This window comes from Nocardioides turkmenicus, from assembly GCF_011045035.1.
GTDB classification, from domain to species: domain Bacteria; phylum Actinomycetota; class Actinomycetes; order Propionibacteriales; family Nocardioidaceae; genus Nocardioides; species Nocardioides turkmenicus.
Genome location: NZ_JAALAA010000006.1, coordinates 263,324 through 269,787 on the forward strand (window position 1 = coordinate 263,324; position 6,464 = coordinate 269,787).

Sequence of the window (6,464 nt, forward strand, 5' to 3'; positions counted from 1 at the left end):
ATGACTCCTGGCGTTTTCGGTCACGCGGGAGCCGGAACGTAGAATCTCTTCATGGAGATCCCGGAGAAGTTCGCGACGCTCGGCCTCACCTACGACGACGTACTCCTGATGCCTGGATACTCGGATCTGGCGCCGTCTGACATCGATACGACCTCCCGGCTGACCCGCGAGATCGACCTGCGGGTCCCGCTGATCTCCGCCGCGATGGACACCGTGACCGAGTCCCGGATGGCGATCGCGATGGCCCGTCAGGGCGGCATCGGCGTGCTCCACCGCAACCTGAGCATCGAGGATCAGGCCTACCAGGTCGACCTCGTCAAGCGCACCCAGACCGGGATCATCTCCAACCCGGTCACCATCGGCCCCGATGCGACGCTCGAGCAGCTCGACAAGCTCGCCGGCGAATACCGGATCTCCGGCTTCCCCGTGGTCGACGTCGACCAGAAGCTGATCGGCATCATCACCAACCGCGACCTGCGGTTCACCCCGGTCGCGGAGTGGGCGACCACGAAGGTCAACGAGGTGATGACCTCGAAGGACCTGATCACCGGCCCCGCCGAGATCTCCCGCGAGGAGGCCACCAAGCTGCTGCGCCAGCACAAGCTGGAGCGCCTCCCGCTGGTCGACACCGACGGCCGCATCACCGGCCTGATCACCGTCAAGGACTTCGTGAAGTCCGAGCAGTTCCCCGACGCCTCCAAGGACGCGCAGGGCCGTCTGCTCGTCGGTGCCGCGATCGGCTACTTCGGTGACGCCTGGGAGCGGGCCACCACGCTCATCGAGGCAGGCGTCGACGTGCTCGTCGCGGACACGGCCCACGGCAACGTACGCATGCTGATCGACATGGTCCGCCGCCTCAAGACCGACCCGGCCACCAAGCACGTCCAGGTCATCGGCGGCAACGTCGCGACGCGCGAGGGTGCCCAGTCGTTCGTCGACGCGGGCGCGGACGCCGTCAAGGTCGGTGTCGGCCCGGGCTCGATCTGCACCACCCGCGTCGTCACCGGCGTCGGCGTGCCGCAGATCTCCGCGGTCTACGAGGCCTCCCTTGCCTGCAAGCCGGCCGGCGTCCCGGTCATCGCCGACGGCGGCCTGCGCTACTCCGGCGAGATCGGCAAGGCGATCGTCGCCGGCGCCGACACCGTGATGCTCGGCTCGATGCTCGCCGGCACCGAGGAGACCCCCGGCGACACGGTGCTGATCAACGGCAAGCAGTTCAAGGCCTACCGCGGCATGGGCTCCATGGGAGCCATGTCGAGCCGCGGCAAGAAGTCCTTCTCCAAGGACCGCTACTTCCAGGCCGAGGTCACCGATGACGACATGATCGTCCCCGAGGGCGTCGAGGGCCAGGTCGCCTACAAGGGCGCGCTGGCCACCGTCGCCCACCAGCTCACCGGCGGCCTCCACCAGACCATGTTCTACGTCGGCGCGCGCACCATCCCCGAGCTGCAGGAGAAGGGCCGCTTCATGCGGATCACCTCCGCCTCGCTCAAGGAGTCGCACCCCCACGACGTCCAGGTCACCGCCGAGGCTCCCAACTACCACATGTGAGCCTTCGCGAGACGAGCCCCGGATCCCACGGATCCGGGGCTCGTCCCATTTCTCGGATGCTCCGCCGGGATCCAGGAACCACGGCTAGAATGTTGAGCAAGTTACTCGACAAATAGGTGGTGGTTGCGCGTGAGTGTTGACGAGGCCGTACGTCGCCCCCTGCTCGCCCGCGACGGCGACGAGGAGCTGCTCGGTGCCCGGCTCGTCGCGCGCCGCAAGCCGGGACAGTGGATCTCGGCGGTGCTGGTGCTGCTGGTCGTCGCCGGGATCGTGAAGAGCCTGGTCACGAACCCGCGCTACCACTGGGACGTCGTCGGCGCCTTCTTCCTGCGCCCCTCGATCCTCGACGGGCTGGTGCTGACGCTGTGGCTGACCGCGGCGGTGCTGGTCAGCTCCTACCTGCTCGGCATCGTGCTCGCGGTCATGCGGCTCTCCGCGAACCCGGTGCTGAGCTCGGTCAGCGCGGTCTACATCTGGTTCTTCCGGAGCGTGCCGCCGCTGCTGCAGCTTCTCTTCTGGTTCCAGATGGCCTCGCTGTATCCGCAGATCAGCCTGGGCATCCCGTTCCTGAAGCCGTTCGTCACGATCGAGACGGCCCACCTGTTCAGCGGGCTGCTCGCGGCCTTCGTCGGGCTCACCTTCGACATGGCCGCGTTCGCCGCCGAGATCATCCGCGGCGGCCTGGTCTCGGTCGAGGCCGGCCAGACCGAGGCGGCCAAGGCGCTCGGCCTGTCGAAGGCCCGGATCTTCTGGCGGATCGTGCTGCCGCAGGCGATGCCGGCGATCATCCCGGCCTCCGGCAACCTGCTGATCGGGCTGCTCAAGGGCACCTCGATCGTCTCGGTGATCGCCGTGCAGGACCTGCTCTACTCGGTGCAGCTGATCTACGCGCAGAACTACCTGGTCATCCCGCTGCTCCTGGTCGCCACGATCTGGTACCTGATCCTGGTCACGATCCTGTCGACGATCCAGTTCTTCGTCGAGCGCCACTACGCCCGCGGCAAGGGTGCGCGCAGCGGGTTCTGGCAGCTGTGGCGCGGCCAGCTCCCGCTCGTCCCGCGCTCGCGCCCGCGTCGTGACCTGGAGGTGCTCCGATGAGCGAGCCCCTCGTCCGCGTCCGCGGCCTGAGCAAGCGGTTCGGCCACCACACGGTCCTCGACGGCATCGACCTCGACGTCGCCCGGGGCTCGGTGGCGGTCGTCCTGGGGCCGTCGGGCTCCGGCAAGTCGACGCTGCTGCGTACGGTGAACCACCTGGAGAAGCCCGACGCCGGCTTCGTCGAGGTCAACGGCGAGATCATCGGCTACCGCCGGGACGGCACCCGACTCAGAGAGCTCTCCGACCGGGCCATCACCCGCCAGCGCAGCCGGATCGGGATGGTGTTCCAGCAGTTCAACCTGTTCCCGCACAAGACCGCGCTGGAGAACGTCCTGGAGGGCCAGCTGGCCGCAGGCGTACGCCGCGGGCCGGCCGAGGCACGCGGTCGCGAGCTGCTCGACCGGGTCGGTCTGGCCGACAAGGAGCGCTCCTACCCACGGCAGATGTCGGGCGGCCAGCAGCAGCGGGTGGCGATCGCCCGGGCGCTCGCGGTCGAGCCCGAGCTGATGCTCTTCGACGAGCCGACCTCCGCGCTCGACCCCGAGATGGTGGGCGAGGTGCTCGGTGTGATGAAGGACCTCGCCCGCACCGGGATGACGATGATCGTGGTCACCCACGAGATCGGCTTCGCCCGCGAGGTCGCCGACCAGGTCGTCTTCCTCGACGAGGGCCGGCTGGTCGAGGCCGGCACGCCCGACGCCGTCCTCACCGAACCCACCCATGAGCGCGCTCGGGCGTTCCTCTCCGCTGTGTTGTGACCCCTCGAAAGGACCCCATCCGTGAAGCTCAAGCTCGCCCTGGTCGCCGTCGCGGCCCTCGCCCTCGCTGGTTGCGGCAATGCCTCCGACACGCTCAGCGACGCCGAACGTGGCATCGGCTCGGACGGGTCGGCCTCCGCCGAACCGGGCGCGATCCCGACCCAGGACGTCGTCTCGGACGTCCAGGCGGACCCGGCCCTGACCGAGCGGCTGCCGGCCGACGTACGGAAGTCGAAGACGCTGATCCTCGGCACCACCGAGGCGACCGGCGAGCAGGGGCTGCCGCACGGTGGGTCGGACCAGTCCGGGGAGCAGATCGGTCTCGACATCGACCTGCGCAACGCGCTCGCGGCCAAGCTCGGGGTGACCTGGAAGACGGAGTTCGGCAGCTTCGAGACGATCGTGCCGGGCACCCAGAGCGGGAAGTACGACGTCGGGCAGGCCAACTTCGCCGTCACCTCGGAGCGGCTCGAGGTCGTGGACTACGCCACCTACCTGCTCGACGGGCAGTCGTTCGTCTCCCGTGAGGACGGTGACCTCGACCAGGTGAAGACGCTGACCGACATCTGCGGCCACACGGTCGCGACCACGCCGGGCTCCAGCTTCCAGCAGATCCTCGAGGACGGCGCCGCGGAGTGCGAGAAGGCCGGCAAGAAGGCCTACGAGGTGGAGTACTTCAAGGACAACGCCGCGATCCTGCTCGGTCTGCAGAACGGCAAGACCGACCTCTACTTCGGGCCGACCCTGTCGCTGAAGTATCTGGTCTCCCACCAGTCCGGCCTGAAGTACCTCGGCGAGCTCAGCCTCACCGACGTCGGCTTCGTCGTCGCCAAGAACTCGCCGCTGGCCCCGGTGCTCGTCGACGCGATCAATGCGCTCATCGCCGACGGGACTTACAACAAGATCTTCACGAAGTGGGACGTTTCGGACATAAAGCTCGACAAGTCGGAGTTCAATCCGAAGCCGGCATTCTGAACCTTCCGGGAGGACCCATGACCGTCACCGACACCTTCGCCGAAGAGTGGACAGCCTGGCACGAGGAGCACGAGCGGCGCCGCGCCGACAAGCACGGTTTCCTGGCGATCACGTCGATTCGCTGGCTCGGCGAGGAGCCGGAGACGTACGACGACGTGCCGGGCGCCTGGTCGATCGGGCCCGAGGGCATCGTGGTCTCGCTCGCCCCGGGTGAGTCGCTCGTCGTCGACGGCACCGAGATCACCGGCCGGCACTCGTTCGGCGTCATCGACGAGCGCGGCGGGATCACCGCCGGGTTCGGCGACGCGGTCGTCGAGATCGCCAAGCGCGGCGGGAACGACATCCTTCGCCCGCGCCATCCCGACAACCCGGTCCTGGTCGGCTATCGCGGCACGGAGGCCTATCCGCCGGACCCGAAGTGGGCTCTTCCCGGGCGCTTCGTGGCCTACGAGACGCCGGTGCCCACCACCGTCGGCTCGGTCGTCGACGGCCTCGAGCATGTCTACGAGGCGGTGGGCGAGATCGAGTTCACCGTGGGCGACGCCGTGCACAGTCTGATCGCGTTCCCCGGCTCCGCGCCCGGCGCCCTGCACGTGCTCTTCGTCGACCAGACCTCGGGAAAGACGACGTACGCCGCCAACCGGTCGCTCTCCGTCGCCGCACCCGACGCGGAGGGCAACGTCGTGATCGACTTCAACCGCGCCACCAACCTGCCGTGCGCCTACACCGACCACGCCACCTGTCCGCTCCCGCCCGCCGGCAACCGGTTGCCGGTCGCGGTCGAGGCGGGGGAGAAGCTGCCGTAGGGCGAGCTGCTGGATGCTGACCGAGGTAACTCGGTGAGCGGTCGCTGCTTTCGTGGAGTTCCGCGAGGGAAGCGATGCCCCACCGACGTACCTCGGTCAGCATCCGGGCCTAGCGACCGCGGCGGGCCCACTCTTCGGCGAGCAGCTCGTAGGAGCGGACCCGGTCGGCGTGGTCGTGGGTGATGGTCGTGATGACCAGCTCGTCGGCGTCAACAGCCCGCTGGAGGATCTCCAGCTGGTCGGCGACCTGAGCCGCGGTGCCGACGAACTGGGTGTCGAGACGGTCCTGCACGAGTGCTCGATCCTCCTCGGTCCACTCCCACGCGCGAGCCTCCTCGGGGGTGGGGAACGGGATGGCGCCCTCGGCGGTGCGGATGGAGCGGACCCAGAGGCCGTAGCCGGTCGCGAGCTCGCGTGCCGACTCCTCGGTCTCGGCGACGACGACGTCGGCGGAGACCGCGACGTGGGGCGCGGCGAAGGTGTCGGACGGCGCGAAGGCGGCACGGTAGGAGTGGGCCGCCTCGAGGACGCCCGCGGGGTTGACGTGATAGTTGGTCGCGAAGCGGAGTCCCCGCTTGCCGGCCACCTCGGCGCTCTCACCGCCGCTGCTGCCCAGCACCCACAGCTCGAGCTCGGCGCCCTCGCCGGGTACGACCCGTGCCGGGGTGCCGGCGGCGTCGCGGTAGGTGCCGTCGACGAAGGCCAGGATCGTGTCGACCTGCTCGCCGTAGTCGGCGGAGGTCGCCCCGGGTAGCTGCAGGAGCTCCTTCTGGAGCCGGATCCGCGGTGACCCGAGCAGTCCGCTGGGGTCGAACCTCGGCGGCACGAGCAGGCCTTCCGGAGTGCGCCCGTCGACCAGCTCCACCGGGACGGTCACCGGACCCGACGCCCCCGGTCTGCCGCCGGAGCGCCCCAGGCCGAGGTCGATCCGACCGGGGAAGGCCGCGTCGAGCAACCCGAACTCCTCGATCGTCGACAGCGCCGTCCGGTGCCCCATCAGCACGGCGCCGGAGCCGAGCCGGATCGTCGAGGTGGCACTGCCCAGCAGCGCCAGGACCACCGCCGGTGACGTGCCGGCGACGCCGGGGTTGAGGTGGTGCTCGGCGACCCAGTAGCGGTGGTAGCCGAGGGACTCGGTCGCCTGCGCGAGCGCCACGGCGTTGCGCAACGCGTCGGCGCCGGAGGACCCGGAGGAGACGGGGACGAGATCGAGGACTGACAGGGGTACGCGGCTCATGCGTCTTCTCCTCTGGTGGGGGAGCCCCAGCCCCAGGGC

Annotated in this window: 6 protein-coding genes; 5 read left to right on the forward strand and 1 reads right to left on the reverse strand. The window is 69.2% G+C overall.

Going from position 1 to position 6,464, the window contains the following annotated elements; genetic code table 11:
* Window positions 1-51 precede the first annotated feature (51 nt).
* From guaB to G5C66_RS09555, 5 genes are all read left to right on the forward strand, one after another.
* Window positions 52-1,551, forward strand: a complete 1,500-nt coding sequence (gene guaB / locus G5C66_RS09535) for an IMP dehydrogenase (RefSeq protein ID WP_165110715.1) — start codon at window positions 52-54, stop codon at window positions 1,549-1,551.
* A 129-nt stretch (window positions 1,552-1,680) separates the two neighbouring features.
* Entirely contained in the window at window positions 1,681-2,649 is a 969-nt protein-coding gene (locus G5C66_RS09540) for an ABC transporter permease subunit (protein WP_165110716.1), read from the forward strand.
* Window positions 2,646-3,407, forward strand: a complete 762-nt coding sequence (locus G5C66_RS09545; protein WP_165110717.1) for an amino acid ABC transporter ATP-binding protein — start codon at window positions 2,646-2,648, stop codon at window positions 3,405-3,407. Before G5C66_RS09540 ends, G5C66_RS09545 begins: the two co-directional genes overlap by 4 nt.
* A gap of 21 nt (window positions 3,408-3,428) precedes the next feature.
* Window positions 3,429-4,382 (forward strand): transporter substrate-binding domain-containing protein, encoded by a 954-nt coding sequence (locus tag G5C66_RS09550; protein WP_165110718.1) that lies wholly within the window; start codon window positions 3,429-3,431, stop codon window positions 4,380-4,382.
* Between the two features lie 17 nt (window positions 4,383-4,399).
* On the forward strand, window positions 4,400-5,188 hold the full coding sequence (locus G5C66_RS09555) for a DUF1684 domain-containing protein (RefSeq protein WP_165110719.1): 789 nt from the start codon (window positions 4,400-4,402) through the stop codon (window positions 5,186-5,188).
* A gap of 109 nt (window positions 5,189-5,297) precedes the next feature.
* Here the strand turns inward: G5C66_RS09555 and G5C66_RS09560 are convergent, their stop codons facing one another.
* On the reverse strand, window positions 5,298-6,425 hold the full coding sequence (locus G5C66_RS09560; RefSeq protein ID WP_165110720.1) for an LLM class flavin-dependent oxidoreductase: 1,128 nt from the start codon (window positions 6,423-6,425) through the stop codon (window positions 5,298-5,300).
* Between the last annotated feature and the right edge of the window lie 39 nt (window positions 6,426-6,464).